The organism is Trichococcus sp. TS_SC_9 (genome assembly GCF_056156325.1).
The window spans coordinates 2,594,392-2,616,576 of sequence record NZ_CM149591.1; the positions used below are offsets into that span (position 1 = coordinate 2,594,392).

Below are 22,185 nucleotides of genomic sequence, written 5' to 3' on the forward strand. Positions count from 1 at the left end.
CTGACAATAGAATTTTTGACCCCATAAATTCAAGGCCAATTAATACCGCGATCAAATAATCTGTGTTATAACTATATTCGAATGATTTTAGAGGAGGTACTCATGCTTAAACGTTTTTTCGGCTATTATAAACCCTATAAGCAGCTTTTTATGCTTGATTTTTGTTGCGCTATTTTGGCGGCTGTCCTGGAACTTTCTTTCCCGGTCGTCGTCAACAGCATCATTGACTCCATTTTGCCTTCCGGGGAGTGGGATCTGATCCTCTTGGTTTCGCTGGGGCTGTTGATTTTGTACATCGTCAACACGGCGATGCAGTATATCGTCGTCTATTTCGGGCATGTCCTCGGGGTCAACATCGAGACCGATATGCGCCGGGAACTGTACGGCCACATGCAGAAGCAGCCTTTCAGCTACTATGATGACCAACAGACCGGCAAATTGATGTCGCGGCTGACGACTGATCTGTTCGAAATCTCCGAAGTAGCGCATCACGGACCCGAAGATATCTTCATCACCATCATCACCTTGCTGGGATCGTTTCTGTTGATGCTGCAGATCCATGTGCAGTTGGCGATCGCCACTTTCGTCATGATTCCCTTCATTACGATTGCGCTCGTCTTTTTCAACAAGAAAATGACGAAAATCAACACCCGCATTTTTGAAGAGCTGGGGGAATTCAGCGCGGGGATTGAAGCATCTGTCAGCGGCATCCGCGTCGTGCAGGCATTCGCAAACGAAGCCTATGAAGCGAAACGGTTTGAAGGATTGAACCAGGCTTATCGCCGTTCCAAAATTGCCTTCTACAAAATGATGGGCATCAGTTCTTCCTATAACTATCTGCTGATCCGGTTGATCAACCTGTTCGCGCTGTTCTTCGGCGCCTACTACACGATACAGGGCCAGCTTTCCTACGGCGAGTTCGTCGGTTTCATCCTCTTGTCCAACATTTTTGTCCGTCCGATCGAAAAAGTGAACACGATGATCGAAAGTTATCCGAAAGGGATCGCCGGCTTCAGACGCTTCACTGAAGAGTTGGACCGTACCCCGGATATTCTGGATAAACCGGGTGCCATCGAGGTGAGTCATTTGAACGGCGACATCGTCTACAATCAGGTGTCGTTCGGCTACGACGGTTCCAAAAAAGTGTTGGACGGGATCGATCTGAAGATCCGCGCCGGTGAGACTGTCGCTTTCGTCGGTCCAAGCGGTGCCGGGAAAACGACCTTGTGCAACCTCCTTCCCCGCTTTTACGAAGCAACGGAAGGGACCATCACTGTCGACGGCATCAACATCCAGGATCTGACACTCCGGTCCTTGCGCAACCAAATCGGCGTCGTGCAACAGGATGTCTTCCTCTTCCCTGGAACAGTGAGGGAAAACATCGCTTACGGGAAATTGGATGCTACCGATGCCGAAATCGCCCAAGCAGCCCAGATGGCCAATCTCGACAAGGTCATCGCGGAGATGCCGCTTGGATTCGATACGATGATCGGAGAACGCGGCGTCAAATTGTCCGGCGGGCAGAAACAGAGGCTTTCGATTGCGCGCATGTTCCTGAAAAATCCGCCTATCCTGATTTTGGATGAGGCGACTTCCGCGTTGGATACCGAAACCGAACAAGTCATCCAGGAATCCTTGGATAACTTGTCTAAAGGTCGGACGACTCTGATCATCGCGCACCGCTTGACGACCATCAAGCATGCCGACAGGATCATCGTCGTCGATGAACAAGGGATTTCCGAACAAGGCTCTCACCAGGAATTGCTGGCTCAGGACGGAACCTACCGTCGTCTCTACGAAGCCCAGTTTTTGGGAATCGACCAATGATCCTCAAAAGTAACTAAAGAAAAAACAAGAACGACAACCCAGCGATTGGGTTGCCGTTCTTGTTTGTTATCGGTGATTTATTTATTCCATTGATTGGACGTAGCTGGCTGATTGATTCCCTGCTTGGCGTCCGAATACGATGATATCCGCTACAGCATTGCCGCCGATACGGTTGCTCCCGTGTACGCCTCCGGTAACTTCGCCGGCAGCGTAAAGACCTTCAATGACAGTGTCTTCCGTACTGATGACTTGTGCGTTGGCATTGATTTTCAATCCGCCCATTGTGTGGTGGATACCAGGCGCAATCTGGATTGCGTAGTAAGGTGCCGTGGCTAACGGGTTATTCAGGGCTGTTTGACGGTTGAACACGCCATCCACTTGAGAAGCGACTGTTTCGTTCCATGTAGTCAATGTTTGCGCTAATGTTGCGCCGTCGATTTCCAGTTGACCTGCCAAAGCCTCGATTGTTTCATCCGATTGGACAAAGCCTTTTTCGATGTACGTATTGACTGCTTTCACACGGTCCTTCACGCCTGCATCAAAAATAAGGTAAGCATAGCCTTCTTCTAAAGCATTGATTGCTGCTGAAACTGTGTCGCGGGTTTCCATTTCATTGATGAAACGTTCGCCTTGTTGATTCACAAGGATAGCGCCTTCGCCGCGGATCGCTTCAGTGATCAGGTAAGAAGATTCCTGATGCACGGTCGGGTGGATCTGGATTTGATCCATGTCGACGACTGCGGCTCCGATAGCTTGCGCCATTTTGATGCCGTCTCCTGTCGATCCTGGTTGGTTGGTGGTGACATAGCCTTCAAGTTGAGGTGCAAGTTCTGTGACCATCTCCAAGTCAGCTCCGAATCCGCCGGTTGCGATGATGACTGCATCAGAAGAAACCGTGATTTCACCTTCGTTGTTGAAGTCGACTTTGACGCCGCTTGCTTTATCGTCAGTCACGATGACTTCCTTTACATCCGAATTCACGAACAATGGAATCTCGCGTTCCATGACATTCGCGTATAAACCTTTAACCAAGTATTGACCGACTGCTGAACCATCGGATGGACGATGCGTACGGTTCACGCTCATTCCGCCTGTAACGGTGATGTTATTCAAAGTGATGCCCATTGTGTCCAACCAATCGATGGCGGATGCGGAATTGTCGACAAGATAGTGCAATAATTCGGGATTGTTTGTGCTCTTCCCGCCAGCCAATGTTTCTTCATAGAATAATTCATTTGAGTCTGCGATGCCTTGTTCCGCTTGGAATTTCGTTGCGGATGCGTTCATGCCTGCGGAAGACTTCATTGTATTTCCGCCGTGGACTGGCATTTTTTCGAAGATGACCGGATTTAGGCCGGCATCCTTCGCTGAAATAGCCGCTGTCAAACCAGCGCCGCCGGAACCGATAATGATGACATCATAGCTTTTCTTCAGTTCTTCAGGATCAGTATAGGTAACCTCTGATGCGCCTGTCACAGCCTCCACTGATTCAGAACTTGCAGCAATCGATTCCTCACTTTCAACAGCAACACTTGAGTCTGCTGCGTTGTCCGTGTTCGCTCCACAACCGGATAACAACATAAACATACTTAAAGCAGATATTAAGCCTATTCTCTTTTTCATTCTTACTCCCCCACTTCTTTTACTTACTTTTACATTGTATTTTTTTTATCATGATTTGTACAGGGATAATTTGATAAACAAGGCTTTCTAACAATATTCTTATTTACATTCGAGATGATTCACGGGAAACATTTATATTTTTCGCACAATCTTTTTTTTGGCATGGAGATTTAGAAAAAAACAGCAACGAAAACAAATATCTGCATATTGGTTTCGCTGCTGTCTTCTCTTCACTCTAATTCTTCATTTGGGAAAGACCGCCAGCCTGTTTTTGGACATGCGGACTATTTGCACCGGTTTTTCATAGAAATCATTCAGGATTTCCTCTTTCAGCAAGTCGCTTGTTTTGCCTGTCTTATGGATGGAACCGTCCTTCAGCAGCATCAGTTTTTTGAAGCACGGCAGGATTTCCTCGGTGTGGTGGCTGACATAAATCATCGTCGGCCCTTCAGGTTCATCAGCTATCCGCTGGATATCATCCAAAAGTTTCTCTTTTGCGAACAGATCAAGGCCATTGCAGGGCTCGTCCAATATCAAGATTTCCGGTTCGGCCATCAAAGCACGGGCGATTAAAATGATCTGTTGTTGGCCTTGAGATAGGATGCCGTAACGAAAACCGATCAGTTCTTTTCCGCCGCATTTTATCAAGAGATCCAGCGCCTGTTGTTTTTCAGCTTCAGTTGGGATGGTCCAGACGCCGATTGAAGCGAACTTTCCGCTGAGGACGATGTGTTCGGCGATGTCGTTGGGATTCAGCTGTTGTTGGAGCGCCGAACTGACCCAGCCTATCCGTTTGCGCAATTCCGGTATGGCCGTTTGCCCGAAAGTCTCGCCCAACACGATCAGTTTGCCGCTGCTAGGCCACAGATAGCCGTTCAACAGTTGCAGCAAGGTTGTCTTGCCGGAACCGTTCAATCCGAGTATGGCCCAGTGTTCGCCTTTGGTTGCGTGCCAATTGATGTCGTTCAAAATTTTCCGGTTTTCGCGAATGACGTTCACGTGGTCGAATCTGATCATTACATCACCCCATCTATAGTATTGTGGTTATTGGGCATCCTTTAGTGCGAATATACCACATTTGCCCCATCCGGAAAAGGCTTTCGCCACCACACACCTTACACAACAAAAAATGAGAAAAGCATCGCATCACACCGCAATGTCATCTATACTATAGAATGAGGTGGAAAATGTATGGAACAGAATAAAGAAAAAGTATCCTTGATCATAGAAGGAGGGGCCATGCGGGGCGTCTTTTGCGCAGGGGTCATCAGCACTTTGCTGCGTCAAGAAATCTACTTGGATTATGTCATCGGTGTCTCTTCCGGATCGGCCAACGGCATCAATTATGTCAGCCGTGACCTGGTCCGCACGAAAGCATCATTTGTTGATATCGCCGCCAATCCGGCTTTTTCGGGAATGAAATATCTGCTCAACGGGCAGGGATATTTCAACACCAAATATATTTATGAAGATGCAATCACGACCGATATTCCCTTTCAATTCGATTCATTCAAGCAAAATCCAGCTTCAATGAAGATCGTCGTTACGGACATGGAAACCGCTAAGCCTGTTTATTTCGATAAGGATGACATCGCAACCAGTGCAGAATTGGGCCTCAAAATCAGGGCCTCCTCCACGGTGCCTTTGCTGATGCCCCCTACCCAAATCAACGGCAAATTCTATCTGGACGGCGGCATCGTCGACTCGCTTCCGATCGAAAAAGCGATAGCAGACGGCAACCAAAAGCACGTGATCCTGCTGACGCGTCCGCGTGGCTACATCAAGGAAAAGCAGCGCTTCAGCGCCATAATCCGGCGCCATCTGCGGGCTTATCCCGAAATTATTGCAGCCATTGAACAGCGGCACATCGCCTACAACCGATCGATGGCGTTGATTGAGCAACTGGAAAAGGAAGGCAAGGCGTTTGTGATCGCGCCAGACCAGCTTGCAATCGGCAGGATGGAACGCAATGTGCAGCGTCTGGATGCCTATTATCAGTATGCCGCACGCGCCTCGGAAAGGCAGCTCCCTGATTTGCGGGACTTTTTGGCAAGACGATGATCCGCACAAAAGAATCACCCAGCCTATTCATTTTGGGCAATTATTAGAAATAAGTGAAAATAATATGAAAATTACCGTTGACACTCTCATGTAAATCTTATATGATTATATCAATCACTTAAGCAATAACAAATCCATATAGAAATCAGGTATCCCATATGAAAACGATGAATCCACTAAACATTATTATCGTCTTAATGATCTAGGAGTTAAACACTGTAGAAATTTTTTGCAGATTGTTTAAGTCCTATTTGTGGTAATCAAATGGGATGAAGCATCCCATCATTGATTGATGAGGATGCTTTTTTTTATCCATATTGCAAACGGACAAAGGAAAAACGAGAAACGGGGAGATTAAAATGGAATCTGAAATGAAGACTAAAACAAAAAAAGGCGTAACCCTTCTTGTTGAAGCGTTGAAAAATGAAGGTGTTGAAGTTCTGTTCGGCTATCCAGGCGGCTCTGTTCTTCACATCTACGATGAATTCTACAAGTCCGAATCGAATCACGTATTGACAAGGCATGAACAAGGCGCTGTCCACGCGGCTGACGGCTATGCCCGCGCTACCGGCAAACCTGGCGTCTGCATCGTTACAAGCGGGCCCGGCGCAACAAATGCTTTGACCGGTATCGCGACTGCTCAAATGGATTCCGTTCCATTGATCGTGATCACCGGCCAAGTGCATGAAGCAGGCATCGGCAAAGATGCTTTCCAGGAAACGGACATGATCGGCATGACGACACCTGTGACGAAATACAACTATCAAATCCGTGATGCCAAGGATATCCCGCGCATCATCCATGAAGCTTTCTACCTTGCGAATACGGGCAGAAAAGGACCGATCGTCATCGATATCCCGAAAAACATCGGTGTCCAGGAAGTCGCCTACGAAGATTACAACCAACCCGAAAAAAATCTGCCGGGATACAAACCGGAATGTCTGCCTGTTCCGGAACAGATCGCAAAAGTGAACGAAGCGATTGCAGCAAGCAAGAAACCGATCATTTTGGCCGGTCATGGCGTTATCCATGCAAAAGCTGAGAAAGAATTGCTGGCTTTCGCGGAATACTACCAAATTCCCGTTGTAAACACGCTATTGGGTCTGGGAAGCTTCCCTATCAAACATGAACTTGCGTTGGGCATGGGCGGTATGCACGGCTCTTACGCTTCGAATATGGCTTTGATGGAATGCGACTTGCTCTTGAACTTCGGCGCTCGCTTCGATGACCGTGTAGCAAGCGACCCAACTAATTTTGCACCCGATGCTGTCATTGTCCATGTTGACCTTGATAATGCTGAAATCGGTAAAATCATGCACACGCATATCCCGGTGTTGTCTGATGCCAGATTGGCTCTGATCATGCTGAACGACACAAAATTGGCTGAAGTGCCCGACCACTCTGTTTGGTTCAGCCACGTGATGGACAACAAAAAGCAACACCCTTTCCGTTATGAAAAATCCGATACGTTCATCAAACCGCAACATGTAGTCGAGTATGTCGGCGAATTGACGGACGGTGAAGCCATTGTCGTAACCGATGTAGGCCAACATCAGATGTGGGCGGCTCAATATTACCCGTTCAAGTACGGCAAGCAATTGCTGACAAGCGGCGGCTTGGGAACGATGGGCTTCGGCATTCCGGCAGCGATCGGCGCTCAAATGGCTTATCCTGACAAAACGGTTGTCTGCTTCGTCGGCGACGGCGGCTTCCAGATGACTAACCAAGAATTGGCGATCCTGAATGCCAACAGGCTGAATGTGAAGTACTTCATTCTGAATAATGAAGTACTGGGCATGGTTCATCAATGGCAGAACAAATTTTACAAAGGCCGTTACTCTCATTCCGAGCTTCCGGATTCTCCTGATTTTGTTAAACTTGCTGATGCTTACGGCATCACAGCTGCGAGAGTATCCGATCCCGATAAAGTGGATGAAGCGATCCAGACAGCCTTGAATTATCCTGGTCCTTATGTTTTGGATATCCTGATTTCCAAAGATGAATTGGTATACCCTATGGTTGCTTCAGGCAGGCCAAATAACGAAATGGAAGGTGTGTAGGACGATGCTAAGATTAATCCAAGCCAAAGTCGTGAATAAACCCGGCGTTTTGAACCGCATCACGCAAGTTATCCTGAAGCCGCAATACAATATCGATACCTTGACGCTGACAGGTACGGAAGATTACGACGTATCCTTGATCACAGTCGGCCTCAACTTCGATACCTTGGAAGCAGCTGAATTATTGACGAAACAGTTGGAAAAACAAGTAGACGTCATCAGCGCAACCGACATCACCGAAAAACGTTTAGGCTTAAGAGCATAAACCCAACCTACCGCACCACCCTACTGACCGAATCAAATTGCTTAAAAAGCATTGAGAATATAAAAAAAATAAGGAGGTCATTTCAATATGACTAAAGTATACTACGATCAAGACGTAACAGTAAAAGCACTAGAGGGCAAAAAAATCGCCGTTATCGGATATGGTTCTCAAGGACATGCACATTCACAAAACCTACGCGACAACGGTAATGATGTCATCATCGGAATCCGTGCAGGTAAATCTGCAGACAAAGCAAAAGAAGACGGATTCGAAGTATTCTCTGTTGCTGAAGCAACAAAACAAGCTGACGTAGTAATGATCCTTATCCCTGATGAGCAGCAAGCTGAAGTTTATGCAGCTGAAATCGCTCCTAACTTGGAAGCTGGAAATGCCATCGCATTCGGTCACGGATTCAACATCCATTTCGGTACGATTACACCTGCTGCTGATATCGATGTATTCATGGTTGCTCCAAAAGGCCCAGGCCACATGGTTCGCCGTCAATTCGCTAAAGGATCGGCAGTGCCTGCTTTGTTCGCAGTCTTCCAAGATGCAACAGGCAACGCAAAAGATATCGCTCTTGCTTGGGCACAAGGAGTCGGCGCTACACGCGTAGGCGTTTTGGAAACAACTTTCAAAGAAGAAACTGAAACTGACTTGTTCGGTGAGCAAGCTGTACTATGCGGCGGAACGACTCACTTGGTTCAAGCTGGTTTCGAAACATTGGTTGAAGCTGGTTACCAACCAGAAATCGCCTACTTCGAAGTATTGCACGAATTGAAATTGATCGTTGACTTGATGTACGAAGGCGGCATGGAAAAAATGCGCCACTCTATCTCAAACACAGCTGAATACGGCGACTACGTTTCAGGACCACGCGTCATCACTTCAGACGTGAAAGACCGCATGAAGGACGTCTTGACTGACATCCAGACAGGCGCATTCGCTAAACGCTTCACTGACGATTACAAAGCTGGCTTCCCTGACTTCCACGCAATGCGCGCTGAGCAACAAGGCCACCAGATCGAAGCAGTCGGTGCTGAATTGCGTAAAATGATGCCTTTCGTGAATGAACAACAATAATGAATCAGGTGTAGGTTGAGAGCATCCTTATTTTTAAGCCTTCTCTCTTCATCATTGTATTCAATAGATTAGGAGCAGATAGAATGACGGATGAGTTAGTGAACAAAGAAGACGTGCTTAAAGCATATAAAGTACTGCGCAACGTGGTCAAGCAGACACCTTTGCAGCATGATGCGTATCTATCGCAGAAGTATCATGCCAACATCTTTTTGAAACGGGAGGACCTTCAGATCGTCCGTTCCTTCAAATTGAGAGGCGCTTATTATGCCATTTCGCAGCTGAGCGAAGCCGAAACGGAGACCGGAGTAATCTGCGCCTCAGCCGGCAACCATGCGCAAGGGGTAGCTTACACATGCAATCATTTGGGCATCAACGCTACCATTTTCATGCCGTCGACAACCCCTTCTCAAAAAATAGACCAAGTCCGTTATTTTGGGAAAGAGTATGTTGAGATCAAACTGATCGGCGATACCTTCGACGAATCGAATGAAGCCGCCCATGCCTACGCGGATGAACACAATCTGACTTTCATTGAACCTTTCAATGATCGCAATGTGATCGCCGGGCAAGGCACTTTAGCAGTGGAAATCCACCAGGATCTCGTTGCTGAAGGCGAAACGGCTGACATGGTATTCGCGGCAATCGGCGGCGGCGGCTTGATTTCAGGCGTCAGCAGCTACATGAAGGAAGCCATGCCCGAAACAAAGATCATCGGCGTTGAGTCCATGGGCGCCCCTGGCATGAAAGCTTCGCTTGATGCGAATAAAGTGACGACTTTGACTGATATTGATAAATTCTGTGATGGGACAGCCGTAGCGACTGTCGGTGACTTGACTTTTAGACACTGCCAACAAAATGTCGATGACATTTTGTTAGTGCCTGAAGGACAAGTTTGCGGAACCATCATCGATTTATACACTAAACAAGCTATCGTAGCGGAACCATCCGGCGCACTCTCCGTTTCTGCCTTGGAACAATACAAAGAAGAAATCAAAGGCAAAACGGTTGTCTGTATCGTCAGCGGCGGGAACAATGATATCAACCGCATGGCTGAAATTGATGAACGCTCCCTACTCTATAAAGGTCTGAAGCACTATTTCATCGTGAACTTCCCGCAGAGGGCCGGCGCGTTGAAGGAATTCGTGAATGACATATTGGGCAGTAACGATGACATCACCAAGTTCGAATATACGAAAAAGGTTCACCGCAGCGAAGGGCCTGTATTGATCGGAATCTTGTTGAAAAATAAGGACGATATCGAAGGCCTGCTCAGCAGGCTCGAAAAATTCGATCCGCATTACATTTCGGTGAACGAAAATTCCAAACTGTATTCATTCCTGATCTGATCCGTACCAATTCTTGTGAAGTAACTAAAGAGACTGACGTGAGCCACTTGAGTGGGTTGCGTCAGTTTTTTTGTTTTGTTGATTTGGTTCGGCGCGATGTTACCAGCGGCCGCACAACACACAAAAGGACCGACTCTCAACGGAGTCGGCCCTTTTGTGTGTGCTGAACATTCTTATTCTTCGAGATACGCTCTGCTCAGGTCAAATTCATTACCCACTGAATTGAAAATGATGCCCTTCAGGTTAGGGTTTCTGAGTTGTGTTTCTGCTTCTTGGTACAGTGGGATGATCGCTGCATCTTCCATAATCAGCTTGTGTGCAGCCATTAGGTCAGCCCAACGCGCTTCAGGGTTGTTTGCGTTTGTGGTTTTTGAAGAATCGATCAAAGCATCAAATTCTGCATTTGCATATTGCCCTTCGTTGTAAGCGGATGTGCTGTACAGCAAGTCCATGTAGTTGATTGCGTCGGCGAAATCCGCACCCCAACCGGTCTGCAACAAGTCGAATTCATCTTGATTCGCCAATTCCAAACGGTTTTTCTTCGGTACATTGCGCAATTCTACAGTGATGCCTTCCAAGTTGTTTTGGATTTGGCCTTGGATGTATTGGCTTATTTTTTTATTCTTTTCATCATCATCCCCGACCAAGGAGAACGTGATTTCATCTACGCCTAATTCAGCTTTCGCTTCAGCCAGAAGCGTTTTTGCTTGTTCCAGATCATAGTCCAGATAAGAGCCGGCTTCAGCGGCAAAATCTTCGCCGGTCGCAGGGTTGCTGACAAAATCAGCCGGCAGGAAGCCGCCGATTGCTGTCGAACCGTCTCCGATGACGCTATCGACCAATTCATCACGATTGATGACAAGTCCGATGGCAGCTCTCAGCTTCGCATTTTGCAGGTAGACATTGTCGTGGTTAAATTCGATGTACGCCGTGCGGGCTTTTTTCTGAACAACTACGTTAGGATCAGTCGCCAATTGTTTAACCAATTCGCCGGTCACTTGTGCGTTGTCTACTGATCCTTGTTGGAAGAGATTCACAACAGTGCTCGTTTCTTTGATTACTTGAACGTTGACTTCTTCCAACTGCACTTCGTCAGCCGCGTAGTAATCTTCATTTTTCACCAGATCCCAAGTCAGGCCGGTGCCGTCCCAGTTCTCGATAGTGAAAGGTCCGTTAGCCAAAACATTTTCGCTGCTTGTTCCGTACTTATCGCCTTTTTCAGTCACAAATTCCTCGTTTTGCGGGAAAAATGCGCTGAATGCCAATAATGATTCGAAGTATGGCGTCGGCTGCGTCAATTCGATTGTGATTTCAGTGTCGCTAACCGCTTTTACGCCCAACTCTTCAGGATCCATTTCTCCGGCCATGATCTCATTGGCATTTTTGACGGTCTCAGCCAAGTAAGCGTATGATGCGCCGGCTTCCGGGTCCACCAATCTTTGCCAAGCGAATACGAAATCGTTCGCTGTAACAGGCTCTCCGTTTGACCAGACAGCATCATCGCGGAGTTTATAAGTATAAGTCAGGCCATCTTCCGAAACAGTGCCGGCTTCCGCAGCGATTGCAGGTACAGGCTCTCCGTCTGCATTGATTTTCAATAAGCCTTCAATCGCATGGCTGATATAATTTGAACTGTTGATGTCCGTCATCAGTGTTGTATCCAACGTTGCCAACTCGGTCGGCGCTGTATAATTGACTACTTGTCCACTGGAGCCTTCACCTACTGTGTTTGCTGTGCTGTCGTCCGTTGCGCCGTCTCCTCCGCAAGCCGCCAAGATGACTGCTGTTGTAGCTAAAATGAAAGAACTTTTCAATCTCCTCATGTATCTCTCCCCTTTTTCTATTCGTATTCTAATATTATACTATAAATAATCCGGATATTCTATAAATAATGGGGAATATCATCACAATAATTTCATCATTTCTTCATTTAATTAATTTTCTATGGCAAAAAAAGCCCAGAACAAGTTCCGGGCTTTTTGTATCAATAATTTTCGTATTTCTCTTTCAAAACGGGAACATCGGATTCGCGGCAATATACAAAGTGCCCTGGAACGATTTCCCTCATTGCTTCCGGCTCACCATTCTCTTCCCGAGGGACATAGGTGAAGCGGGTGCGGGTGCGCTCATAGACCGGATCCGGCAGCGGTATGGCCGATAACAGGCTTTCCGTATAAGGATGTAAAGGTTTGTTGTAAACGTCGTCTGCGGGCGCTAATTCGACCAATTTGCCGAAGTACATAACGCCGATACGGTTGCTGATGTACTTGACCATCGACAGATCATGCGCGATGAACAAGAAAGTCAGTTTTTGTTTTTTCTGCAATTCCATCAGCAAGTTGACCACTTGCGCCTGAATGGATACGTCCAACGCGGAAATGGGCTCATCGGCAATGATGAGTTTTGGATTTACCGCTAAGGCTCTTGCGATTCCGATACGCTGTCTTTGACCGCCGGAGAACTCATGCGGATAACGGGAAGAATGATCTTTATTCAATCCGACCAAATCCAACAATTCCGCAACCTGGTCATCGACTTCCTTCTCAGTAGTCGCAAGCCCATGGATCTTCAAACCTTCCGCAACGATATCACGCACTTTCATGCGGGGATTCAAAGATGCATAAGGATCCTGGAAAATCATCTGCATATCTTTACGGAAAGCCAGTTGCTCTTTTCTGTCATGCAGCGTATGGATTTCGGTGCCATCGAAAAAGATTTCACCGGAAGTCGGGTTGTACAATCGGATGATTGCGCGACCAGTCGTCGTTTTTCCACAACCGGATTCGCCTACCAAGCCAAGTGTTTCGCCTTCGTAGATATCAAAGGAAACATCATCAACTGCGCGTACTTCATTCTTTGTGCCGACGTTGAAATATTGCTTCAAGTTTTTTACTTCCAGAATCTTTTTCTGTCCTGTTGAGTCATACATTACAGCAGTCCTCCTTTCTCAGTGATTTTCGGATCGATGGCAGGGCCATTTCCGTGAGGCAATACAGCCTGTTCCTTGTCTGATGTGTCCATTACTTTCAATTCATCGGATGGTGCGAGTTTCATTTCGGAGAAAGTCGCGCGTCGGTTCATGATGCCTATGGGAGGATTCACAGACGGTGCGTCAGGATGCAACAACCAGGTAGCGGCCGAATGGGTATCAGATACCTGAAAGAATGGCGGATCGTACATGGTGTCGATCTTCATTGCATATTCACTCCGTGGCGCAAATGCATCACCAGTCGGAGGATCCAACAAGTCCGGAGGTGTTCCCGGGATTGCGTACAGCGATCCTGCAGTGTCCAATGTAGGCATCGAGCTCAACAGCCCCCAAGTGTAAGGGTGTTGCGGGTTGTAGAAAATTTCATCGACAGTCCCTACTTCGACGATTTTGCCGGCATACATAACGGCTACACGGTCAGCGACGTTCGCCACTACACCCAAATCGTGGGTGATGAAAATGATTGATGTCTTGATTTTCTGCTGCAGATCCTTCATCAACTCCAGGATTTGCGCTTGGATCGTAACGTCAAGCGCTGTAGTCGGTTCATCCGCAATCAGAATATCCGGGTTGCAACCCAATGCGATCGCAATGACGATCCGTTGGCGTTGACCGCCTGAGAATTGGTGCGGGTACTGCTTCATTCTTTTGGCAGGGCTTGGGATACCTACTAGCTGCAGTAATTCTTCAGCTTTTTTATAGGCTTCTTCCTTGCTGATGTTTTGATGTTTGATGATTGGTTCAGCGATCTGTTTGCCGATTTTTTGAGTAGGATTCAAAGAAGTCATCGGATCTTGGAAAATCATTGCGATTTCCGAACCACGGATCTTCTGCATTTGTTTTTCGGTTTTGTGCACTAAATCTTCGCCTTTGAACAAGATTTGACCGTGTTCAATGTTGGCGTTGTTTGCCAATAGACGCATGATGCTGCGGCTAGTCACTGATTTACCAGAGCCGGATTCACCAACGATGGCTAATGTTTCACCTGGCTTCAGGTCAAAACTGACGCCACGGATAGCTTTTACTTTACCTGCATAGGTATCAAAAGTAATTTGTAGGTCTTTTACTTCCAATATATTTTCCATCTGGTTACCTCCTAATCTCTCATTTTTGGATCGAACGCGTCACGGAGTCCATCAGCCAACAAGTTGAAGCAAATCATGATGACGCTCATGATTCCGGCTGGATACCACATCAGATGCGGCAAGAAACGGAATGTCTTGTAACCATCGTTGATCAATGTACCCAGCGATGCGTTGGGAGCAGGAATACCGATACCGATAAAGCTCAAGAACGCTTCGAAGAAGATAGCCGATGGAATAGAGAACATAACTTGAATGATGATGACACCTGCCAAGTTAGGCAAAATGTGCCCGAATGCAATTTTCATCGGTGATTGACCCAACGTGCGGGCAGCCAGGATGTATTCTTGATTTTTTAATTTCAAGGTTTGCGCGCGGACGACACGCGCCATCGAAAGCCATTCAGTCAAAGCCAAAGCAATAATGATGGAACTAATGCCGGGCTTCAAAACAAGCAACATCAAAATAACGACTACCAAGTTAGGCACACCCGAAAGGATTTCAAGAATTCGCTGCATGATATTGTCGACTTTTCCACCTAACCAGCCGGATGTCAGACCATAGACAACACCGAGTGTAAGATTGAAAAAGGCTGCCATAAAAGCAATGAATAAAGATACGCGAGTCCCGTACAGGATACGCGACAACAAATCGCGACCCAAGCTGTCTGTACCAAGATAATAGTAAACATCCTCAGGAACGTTGGACGCCTCGTACTTATCGATGACGACGCCATTCTGCTTCACGGTTCCGTTCAAACCATTAATGTCGATACCGGGAATCTTCGGGGGCATATTAGCGTACTGAACCGTTTGCGCATTCGGGTCATGCGGTGCGATGACAGGAGCCAACAAACTGGACATGCTGATGATGATCAAGATGATCAAACTGACCATGGCAACTTTATTTTTCTTCAGACGACGCCAAGAATCTGCCATAAAGCTCAGGGAAGGCGCTGAGATTTTCTCTTTGTCCTGCATACTGGACTCGGATGCCGTTTCGAAAAGATCTTTCGTGACTGTCGGCATAGTTGTTGTACTGCGTAATTCATTTTCACTCATTCTTATTCCCCTCCTTCTGTAGCGACTCTGATACGAGGGTCGATGATACCATAAAGGATGTCAACCAACAAAATGACGATCACCAACATGGTCGAATACATCATCGTAACGCCCATGATTGTCGGATAATCATTTGTCAGGATGGATTTTACGAACTGTTCCCCGATTCCAGGGATGGCAAAAATATTTTCAACAACCATCGAACCTGTCATCAAACCGACTGTCATCGGGCCTATGATAGTTACTAAAGGAATCAGCGCATTACGGATACCGTGTTTGAATGCGACTTCCCAACGGCTCAGGCCTTTTGCTCTCGCGAGTTCGACATAGTCGCTGCCCAAGACATCGACCATTTCGGTTCGCATGAACCGGGCCGAATCGGCCAGCGGTGAAATGCTCAACGCGATCGTAGGCAGAATCGAAGAACGGAAGCCTTCATTCCATAGTGCGATCGGCAAGATTTTCAGCCATACGCCGAATACCAATTGAAGAATAACAGCAAAAACAAAGTTAGGGATCGAGCGGCCGACAATGGCTGTCAAAGTGGCAACTGTATCCACCCAAGTACCCTGTCTCATTGCTGCGATTACACCCAGCACAATACCGAGGATCGTTCCTATGATAACTGCTTGAAGCCCTAATTGCATGGAGGGTCCAATTCTGCTGCTCAACAAATCCGTAACCGGTGTATTGTTGAATTGGAATGAAACACCCATGTCTCCACGTAGTAGTCCAAAAATGTAGACTGCGTATTGGACCATAATCGGTTTATTCAGCCCATACTTCTCATTCATGATAAAAATTTGTTCCTCAGATAACTTGTCTTGGTTACTGTATGGTGTACCCGGCAAAGCTTTCATCAGAAAAAAAGTTATCGATGCAATCAAAAACAAAGTAATTGCCATGTATAAAATACGCTTGCCGATGTACTTTGCATAACTTTTCATCGTTTGTCATCCTCCATTATTTAGTTATTTTGTAAATAGCACCTGATAGTATATCATATTTAAATATACAAAAAAGAAAATGAACACAAAATCAAATCATATTTTAATTGAGTTTTCTTTCTTTTTTTTGTACATTTAAAATTGAGAAAACAAAAAGGAGCCAAAATAAGTGAACTTCACAAAAAAAAACATACTTGTTTCATTATTCATTTTTATATGTGCACTGGTATATCAACTGATTAAATATGGATCCTTAAGTTGGACCGAAACATCCAACATCCTGTTCATGATAGCGGGTATTTTGTTGATTATCGGTTTATCCGGCCTCGTGTTGGCTTCCGGAAGTTTCGATTTCTTCCACTACAGCGTCAGAAAAACGCTCAGAAGAGATCCAAAGGAGGATGGCTTCAAAGAACCATTGAATCCGCATGCTTTATCATCTTCCGTCGGGAAAAGTTATCAAAATATCTTGACTATCGGTCTGTTACTGTTGGGGATCAGCATGATCTGTCTCTGGGATTATATTTTATAAATAAAACATCCATCTGGCATGAATGTATGCCAGATGGATTTTTTATTGCCTTAATTAATCCACGTTCTGTGCTCCAGAATTTGAGGCCCATTTATATGAGTAGTCAGCACCGACTAAGTGCTCGCCCAAATCTGTGACATACGGTTTTTGCAGAACTGCATAAGAACGTTGATATAGAGGTGCGATTCCCGCATCTTCCATCAAGATCTTTTCAGCAGCAAGCAGGCTAGCCCATCTTGCATCAAGGTCAGTCACGTTTGTACGTGCTTCATCGATCAAAGCATCGTATTCAGCGTTAGAGTAACCTGATTTGTTGTTGCCGTTTTCTGTCTGGAACAATTCCAGGAAGTTGATTGGGTCAGCGTAGTCTGCTCCCCATCCGGATAAAGCGATATCGTATTCGCCGGCAGTATCAGCTTCTAGACGGACTTTGAAAGGTACATTACGCAATGTTACAGTCAAGCCAGGCAGGTTTGTCTGTAATTGGCTTTGCAGGAATTCAGAAGAACGTTTCGCATTTTCTGTGTCATCGCTCAACAATTCCAAAGTGATTGACTCAACACCCAATTCAGCCAAACCTTTTTCAAAGTATGTTTTAGCTTCTTCAGCGTTGAAAGTCAAAAGATCGCCATTTTGTTCACGGTAATCTTCGCCTGTTGATGGGTCCAAAGCAAGTTTTTCAGGAACCAATCCATTTGCAGGAATAGAACCATTTTGCAAGACAACATCAGCGTATGCTTCTTTGTCGAAAGCCATAGCTAAAGCTTTACGGATATTAGCATTCAGTAACGGTGTATTTTCTCTTTGTTGGTTGAATTTCAAGTAGAATACTGAAGAAGTCGGCATTGTGTGCAATTCAGCATCACCGGTTCTTTGTGTTACGTATTCCCCAGTCAAAATCATACGGTCGATCGCATCTGTATCATACAGATTCAAAGCAGTGGAAGTTTCTTTGATGACTTCTACGTTGATTGCATCCAATTTTACAGCGTCTTTATCCCAGTACTCAGCATTTGGTTCATACGTCCATGACAAGCTTGCTGCATCCCAGTTAGCTAATACAAATGGTCCATTGTACAATAAAGCATCACTGCTTAAGGCGTATTGGTCGCCTTGTTCTTCAACAAAAGCTTGATTTTGAGGGAAGAACATAGCCAATGTCAAAAGATCTTTGAAGTATGGCACTGGAGAAGCTAACGTGATTTCCAACGTTTTTTCATCGACTGCTTTAACGCCTAATTTTTCAGGCTCAACTGCGCCATCGATAATTTCAGTTGCGTTGGCAACAACACCTGCCATCATGTATGAATAAGATGCAGCCGATGCAGGGTCCACCAATTTACGCCATGAATAAACAAAATCTTCTGCCGTAACAGGCTCACCGTTTGACCAGTTCGCTTCATCACGAATAGTGAAAGTGTATACCAAACCGTCTTCGCTGACTGTAGGATCTTCTGCTGCGATACCTAATTCAACCGTTCCATCCAAACCTTGGCGATACAGACCTTCATTTACGTTGCTCAAAGCAGTAAACGCGACTGTATCCGTAGCTTGCACAGAATCCATTGTAGGGATTTCAGCGCTTTCAATCAGATTTAACACCTGATCGCTGTCTTTTGCACCTGCAGACTCTGATGAATCGGCCGTGCTTCCCTCTCCGCCACATGCAGCTAATACAAGTGCGGAGCTTAAAGATAATAACACTAAAGATGAAAGTTTCTTGTTGCCCATATTTCTTTTCCCCCATTCCCACTGTTTCTATAATTTCTATAGTAAGGTTAATTATAGTTCTGACTGATATTAAAATCAAGTTTGGGAATTTAATAAATTGATTAAATTTAGATTAACATATTCATATTTACACTTATTTTGAGTATATTTACGGATATTAGATATATATTGAGAATCTAACACGTCATGTTAGAACATTCAAAAATATTTGTAAGCGAAACCAAATGTTGTCAAAACGGCAAAAACAAGGTATGAACATTTGTTTATTAAGAAACATTGATTTAATATATGAATGTTGGTATATTTGCATGATAAAGAGATATTTAATCGTTTTCACAAAAAAATACGTACACAATCCTGTTTAAATATCATTTTCTTTCTGGTTTTCCGCATAAAATACGGAGGTCGTATGAGCTTTGACTAGAACTGTATCCATCACGGCTGCTTCAAACTTTCGATCCAAGAATACCTGGTTGTCTTCAACAAGGGTGGCATATTTTCTTTTTTCCATCCGAAAAAACGTATCATTTTGATTCGCATTGAAAACGACGATATACTTTTTGTCTTCGTCGTGCAAAGCAAAGGCCACGATATTGAAATTTTCGCTGAGCGGTGTGAAATGCGCTTCAATTTCTTCGTGGGTATGCATGCGGAACAAATACTCGCTTTTGCGCAGCGCAATCAGACCTTTTACGTAGGCCACTGATTGCTGAAACATTGTCATCCGCTCCCATTCAAACTGGTTGATTTCATCGGGAGACTGATAGCTGTTGGCTACCCCTTCTTTTGTCCTTAGAAATTCCTGTCCGCCATGGATAAAGGGAATACCTTGAGACAGCAACACAATGCTCGTTGCCAATGTGTGTCTTTTTATGCGCACCTCTTCACTGTCATTCGGATTGGACCGCAATAATTTATCGTAAAGCGTCAAATTATCATGCGCTTCCACATACTGGATGACTTGTTCAGGGTCGATGAAATTGCTATGGCTGGAAAGATGCATGCCGCCTTTTATGTTTCGGATCAGTAGATCTTCCTGATAATTTTTGCCGCTGATGAAGCCCCTGTCCTTTTCGTCACCCAAATCACTGCCTTTCAAAGCTACCCGGATTGAATCGTTGAAATGGGCAATTCTTGGCATCGCTTGGGCATTTCTCTGGGAAGCTTTTAAGTCCTCCGGGAGTGGCGTACTCATTTCCCATCCCTCACCGATGAGGATAATGGACGGGTCGATTTTATCCAACGCTTCCCGGATCGCATTCATTGTGACCGAGTCGTGGATTCCCATCAGATCGAAGCGGAAACCATCAAGATGGTATTCGTTTGCCCAGTATTTTACGCTGTCGATGATGTATTTGCGCATCATATGTCTTTCCGACGCCGTATCATTTCCGACGCCGGTGCCATTCGCCAGCGCCCCATCGGCGTCGTAACGGTAAAAATAGCCCGGAACCGACCTTTCCAAAGCTTGATCTTTTGGATCGTAGACGTGGTTGTAGACGACATCCATGATCACCCTCAGACCGTTGGCATGCAGCGTTTGGATCATTTCCTTCAATTCGATGATCCTGTTGAATGGGTCGAAAGGGTTGCTGGAATAGGAGCCTTCCGGCACATTATAGTTCAGCGGGTCATAGCCCCAATTGTATTGCGGTTTCGTCAGATTCGCCTCGTCGACTGTGGCATAATCGAACATCGGTAAAATCTGGACATGGGTGATTCCCAAATCAATCAGGTGATCCAAACCCGTGCTTATCCCACTGGGGTTTTTTGTATTTTGTTCAGTCAAACCCAGGAATTTCCCTTTGTTCACGATCCCACTCGTTTCGGATATGGAAAAATCCCGAATATGCAGCTCATAAATGATTGATTCTTCCGGAAGACCGAAGGCAGGCAGACGTCCCCCCCACCCGACCGGATTTGTCCTGAGCAAGTCCGTAATGACCGATTTTATTCCATTTACCGTCGTAGCGCGGGCGTAGGGATCAACCGTGATGGTTTCATGATTGTTCAGGAACAAAATATTGTAGACATAAATAGTACCGTGCTGATCACCTGGCAGGTAAGCCTCGAATATCCCCTTTGGTTTCTGCACCATCGATATTTTTTTTGATTTGCCCTTGAGGGAAGCGTCCGCATAAATCCAAACTTCCACGGATTTGGCTGTTGGGGTCCAGATTCTCAATAGCGTGCCTTCTTTTTCATACAGCGCTCCCAATGCGCCGTCATAAGAAAAGTAGTTGTCAAAATCATTCGATCGGACGAAGAGAAACATTTCCTTGTCGATTGTTTCTCTATCCCTCTTGTCGCTGAAGAGTTTCTCTAAATCATAGCTCTCCAACCATCCCTGGAAATCTTCCACCATCTCGCATCACCTCCCTCCTATAGTATACCAACCCGGGCAGATTTCCTGTACCCAAATGGTACAGCAAAAAGCGTAACCGACAGAAATAATTGCCGACTACGCTTAGAATGATGTTACTCATCAATATTCACACGCCATTTCAGAAGTAATCTTTCTTCTTCAACCAATAGACCGTTAAAAAACAGATGAAGATTGTGATCAGACTAGTGATGCCGAACGCCCAGGGATGATTTTCAAAAGGCAGATCGACATTCATGCCCCAGAACCCTGCCATGATGGTCGGGATTGTCAGGACGATGGTGATCGAAGTCAAAACTTTCATGATGTTGTTCAAGTTGTTTGTAATCACGCTCGAAAACACTTCGCTCAGCTGATCGATCATTTTGCTTGATTCGGTGACCATCACTTCTGCTTGGCTTGAGATATCGATGATATCACGCAGCAACTCCTGGCTTTGTACATCATCCCCTAAAACCGCCTCATGGATGGACTCTGTTATCAAAGGATGATTTTTGTTGATGGATGTCTCAAAATACACCAAACTCTTGTGCAGTGCAATCAGCTTATAAAAATATTCATTATGGGTGGCGCTGGTTATTTGAATCTGCAGATCTTCGATGATGCCATCGATTTCCCTCAGGTGGTGAACAAAACTCTTAGTCAATTCCCATAGTATGTATAGAATAATATGCTGTTGCGTTGTTGCTGGTTCATTTTTGAAGGACTCGTTCTTCATAATGCGTGTCATAAAGAAAGGCGTTTCTTTGCAGACCGTGATCAAGGTCCCATTGATCGTTATGATCGATAGGGGATGGGGATACGTATGATACTCCGTATATTTTTCCTGCACCGATCGCATTTTTGGGAAGAGGACGATCAGAAGATTAATATCGTCCCCTCCCCCATTTTTGACCTTCTCCTGTCGCGGGATCTCATATTCGTCCAACGAATCCATGATGTAGTCCTTTGGAATGCCGAAAATTGTCATTAAATCCTCAACATCATCGCTGCTCGGATTCTCCACATGAATCCAATCGGCCGCTTTCCAGTCCTTCGTTTGCGTATATACTCCTTTATCCGACAAGTCGAATGCTCTCATTGAAACCCACCTCTAACTTGTTGTATTCTGAATGTGCTATATGTGCGTGCCCACAAGATAAGCATAACTTATTTTTGCCAAAAGGAAAGCAATAACCCTCTCTCAAAGGCTGGG

Annotated in this window: 17 protein-coding genes; 7 read left to right on the forward strand and 10 right to left on the reverse strand. The window is 45.6% G+C overall.

Features of this window, described 5'->3' with window-relative positions; genetic code table 11:
* Window positions 1-102: 102 nt before the first annotated feature.
* Window positions 103-1,827 (forward strand): ABC transporter ATP-binding protein, encoded by a 1,725-nt coding sequence (locus AC0J5I_RS12665; protein WP_475300468.1) that lies wholly within the window; start codon window positions 103-105, stop codon window positions 1,825-1,827.
* Window positions 1,828-1,908: 81 nt separating this feature from the next.
* Here the strand turns inward: AC0J5I_RS12665 and AC0J5I_RS12670 are convergent, their stop codons facing one another.
* Complete coding sequence (locus AC0J5I_RS12670) at window positions 1,909-3,450, reverse strand: flavocytochrome c (protein ID WP_475300472.1); 1,542 nt, start codon at window positions 3,448-3,450, stop codon at window positions 1,909-1,911.
* A 243-nt stretch (window positions 3,451-3,693) separates the two neighbouring features.
* The gene (locus AC0J5I_RS12675; RefSeq protein ID WP_475300476.1) at window positions 3,694-4,467 is read right to left on the reverse strand and encodes an ABC transporter ATP-binding protein; all 774 of its coding nucleotides are present in this window, start codon (window positions 4,465-4,467) and stop codon (window positions 3,694-3,696) included.
* Between the two features lie 174 nt (window positions 4,468-4,641).
* Here AC0J5I_RS12675 and AC0J5I_RS12680 point away from each other — a divergent pair, with 174 nt between their 5' ends.
* The 5 genes from AC0J5I_RS12680 (at window position 4,642) to ilvA (ending at window position 10,265) form a co-directional block, all read left to right on the forward strand.
* Window positions 4,642-5,511 carry a patatin-like phospholipase family protein gene (locus AC0J5I_RS12680; RefSeq protein ID WP_475300480.1) on the forward strand — a complete coding sequence of 290 codons (870 nt, stop codon included), beginning with the start codon at window positions 4,642-4,644 and terminating at the stop codon, window positions 5,509-5,511.
* A gap of 371 nt (window positions 5,512-5,882) precedes the next feature.
* On the forward strand, window positions 5,883-7,571 hold the full coding sequence (gene ilvB / locus AC0J5I_RS12685; protein ID WP_234402573.1) for a biosynthetic-type acetolactate synthase large subunit: 1,689 nt from the start codon (window positions 5,883-5,885) through the stop codon (window positions 7,569-7,571).
* 4 nt (window positions 7,572-7,575) lie between these two features.
* On the forward strand, window positions 7,576-7,836 hold the full coding sequence (gene ilvN / locus AC0J5I_RS12690) for an acetolactate synthase small subunit (protein ID WP_107995301.1): 261 nt from the start codon (window positions 7,576-7,578) through the stop codon (window positions 7,834-7,836).
* A gap of 87 nt (window positions 7,837-7,923) precedes the next feature.
* On the forward strand, window positions 7,924-8,919 hold the full coding sequence (gene ilvC / locus AC0J5I_RS12695) for a ketol-acid reductoisomerase (protein WP_475300490.1): 996 nt from the start codon (window positions 7,924-7,926) through the stop codon (window positions 8,917-8,919).
* An 83-nt stretch (window positions 8,920-9,002) separates the two neighbouring features.
* Window positions 9,003-10,265 carry a threonine ammonia-lyase IlvA gene (gene ilvA / locus AC0J5I_RS12700; protein WP_107995303.1) on the forward strand — a complete coding sequence of 421 codons (1,263 nt, stop codon included), beginning with the start codon at window positions 9,003-9,005 and terminating at the stop codon, window positions 10,263-10,265.
* Between the two features lie 173 nt (window positions 10,266-10,438).
* Here the strand turns inward: ilvA and AC0J5I_RS12705 are convergent, their stop codons facing one another.
* The 5 genes from AC0J5I_RS12705 to opp3b all read right to left on the reverse strand — a co-directional run bounded on the left by AC0J5I_RS12705 (window position 10,439) and on the right by opp3b (window position 16,344).
* Window positions 10,439-12,088 (reverse strand): peptide ABC transporter substrate-binding protein, encoded by a 1,650-nt coding sequence (locus AC0J5I_RS12705; protein ID WP_475300493.1) that lies wholly within the window; start codon window positions 12,086-12,088, stop codon window positions 10,439-10,441.
* 161 nt (window positions 12,089-12,249) lie between these two features.
* Entirely contained in the window at window positions 12,250-13,194 is a 945-nt protein-coding gene (locus AC0J5I_RS12710; RefSeq protein WP_107995305.1) for an ABC transporter ATP-binding protein, read from the reverse strand.
* The gene (locus AC0J5I_RS12715; RefSeq protein WP_475300495.1) at window positions 13,194-14,339 is read right to left on the reverse strand and encodes an ABC transporter ATP-binding protein; all 1,146 of its coding nucleotides are present in this window, start codon (window positions 14,337-14,339) and stop codon (window positions 13,194-13,196) included. The genes AC0J5I_RS12710 and AC0J5I_RS12715 overlap by 1 nt, the downstream gene beginning before the upstream one ends.
* Before the next feature lie 11 nt (window positions 14,340-14,350).
* Complete coding sequence (gene opp3C / locus AC0J5I_RS12720; protein WP_234402574.1) at window positions 14,351-15,397, reverse strand: oligopeptide ABC transporter permease; 1,047 nt, start codon at window positions 15,395-15,397, stop codon at window positions 14,351-14,353.
* 2 nt (window positions 15,398-15,399) lie between these two features.
* The gene (gene opp3b, locus AC0J5I_RS12725) at window positions 15,400-16,344 is read right to left on the reverse strand and encodes an oligopeptide ABC transporter permease (RefSeq protein ID WP_107995307.1); all 945 of its coding nucleotides are present in this window, start codon (window positions 16,342-16,344) and stop codon (window positions 15,400-15,402) included.
* A 169-nt stretch (window positions 16,345-16,513) separates the two neighbouring features.
* On the opposite strand from opp3b, the gene AC0J5I_RS12730 reads away from it, so the two are divergent.
* Entirely contained in the window at window positions 16,514-16,876 is a 363-nt protein-coding gene (locus AC0J5I_RS12730) for a DUF3899 domain-containing protein (protein ID WP_475300504.1), read from the forward strand.
* 54 nt (window positions 16,877-16,930) lie between these two features.
* Here the strand turns inward: AC0J5I_RS12730 and AC0J5I_RS12735 are convergent, their stop codons facing one another.
* From AC0J5I_RS12735 to AC0J5I_RS12745, 3 genes are all read right to left on the reverse strand, one after another.
* Window positions 16,931-18,607, reverse strand: coding sequence for a peptide ABC transporter substrate-binding protein (locus AC0J5I_RS12735; protein ID WP_107995309.1), 1,677 nt, complete (start codon window positions 18,605-18,607; stop codon window positions 16,931-16,933).
* Between the two features lie 361 nt (window positions 18,608-18,968).
* Complete coding sequence (gene pulA, locus AC0J5I_RS12740) at window positions 18,969-20,972, reverse strand: type I pullulanase (RefSeq protein ID WP_475300510.1); 2,004 nt, start codon at window positions 20,970-20,972, stop codon at window positions 18,969-18,971.
* A 139-nt stretch (window positions 20,973-21,111) separates the two neighbouring features.
* Window positions 21,112-22,071: a magnesium transporter CorA family protein gene (locus tag AC0J5I_RS12745; RefSeq protein WP_475300514.1), complete on the reverse strand. Its 960-nt coding sequence runs from the start codon at window positions 22,069-22,071 to the stop codon at window positions 21,112-21,114.
* Window positions 22,072-22,185 lie beyond the last annotated feature (114 nt).